This window comes from Vibrio sp. 10N.222.46.A1 (assembly GCF_041473595.1).
Classification (GTDB): domain Bacteria; phylum Pseudomonadota; class Gammaproteobacteria; order Enterobacterales; family Vibrionaceae; genus Vibrio; species Vibrio tasmaniensis_A.
In genome coordinates this window covers 1-1,405 of the sequence record NZ_JBFRSN010000967.1, presented here as the reverse complement: position 1 = coordinate 1,405, position 1,405 = coordinate 1, and the positions used below count along the sequence as shown (strand labels likewise).

The 1,405-nt window shown below is 45.4% G+C and carries 1 protein-coding gene; it reads left to right on the top strand.

The window, feature by feature from the left end; translation table 11 throughout:
- Positions 1–84: 84 nt before the first annotated feature.
- Positions 85–1,405 (top strand): fatty acid cis/trans isomerase (locus AB4496_RS22620; RefSeq protein WP_372132046.1); only part of this gene is annotated, 1,321 nt, incomplete at its 3' end.

Below are 1,405 nucleotides of genomic sequence, written 5' to 3'. Positions count from 1 at the left end.
TATCTTATCTATAAAATAGTCAGAACATGAGCTTTTTCAATCATTTTCGATATAATTAGAGAAAATGCCTAATCTTTAATACGTATGAATTTGAAAAAACTCTTCATTTTAGCTTTTGTTAGCGTCTTCTCAGGTTGTGCCGTCTACGCGGGGTTGAACTTCGATCAGCTCTTTGGTGAACAGCAAGTCCGTGATCGCCAAGCGCCTATTCTTTCATCTCAAGCACAGCATTTCATTGACGAAGTAAAGCCTATCATTGATAGCCGCTGTGTTGTTTGCCACGCTTGTTATGATGCACCTTGCCAGCTAAAAATGTCTTCAGTTGAAGGTATCGACCGAGGGGCGAGTAAGGCACTCGTTTATCAAGGCACCCGTTTAACCGCCTCAGCCCCTACCCGCCTGTTTGAAGACGCGATAACCACACAAGAGTGGCGTGATGCGGATTTTCATCCAGTGCTAAACGAACGTATGCAGAATTCAACGGCTAACCTTGATGCTGGGCTTGTTTCTCGTATGTTGATGCAAAAAGAAAACCACCCTCTTCCAGATCAAACGCAACTTGAAGGCTTCGACTTTTCAACCGATCGCGACCAACAGTGTCCAACCATTGAAGAGTACGCTCAATACGAAAGAGATTACCCGACGTGGGGAATGCCTTATGGCATGCCGAACTTAGATAAAACGGAATACGCGACTTTAATGAGTTGGTTGGAAAACGGCGCGTTAATGAATGACCATATTCCACTGAATGATGCGGAACAAGAGCTCGTTGATATCTACGAGGGCTTTCTCAACAAGAGTGACAATAAAAGCCAGCTTTCAGCACGTTATATCTATGAACATCTGTTTCTATCACACCTCTATTTCTCTGATTTAGCTCAGCCAACACGCTTCTTCACCTTGGTTCGTTCTGCGACGCCTCCTGGTGAAGCGGTTCAACGCATCACGAGTCGTCGACCTTACGACGATCCAAAAGTGGATCGGGTTTATTATCGCCTGATTCCAGAGCAAGGCACCATCGTCCACAAAACACACATGCCTTTCGCATTAAATGAAGAACGCCTGAACAATTGGAACACATGGTTTGTGGATGCTCGTTACGCTGTCAAACAACTTCCTAGCTACGCGATTGACGTCGCGGCGAATCCAATGACTTCGTTTGAAGCTCTTCCGGTGAACTCGCGCTTCCATTTCATGCTGGACAATGCACAAAACACCATCATGGCCTTTATCAAGGGGCCGGTGTGTCGCGGGCAGCTCGCACTCAACGTGATCAATGATAGATTCTGGGTACTATTCATCGATCCTGATAAAGCAGATCTGCCTGAAATTAATCAGTTTTATGCCAACCAGAAGCAAAACCTAAAGCTGCCTAGTGAACTAGAAAGCAACACTGTCCCTGTTC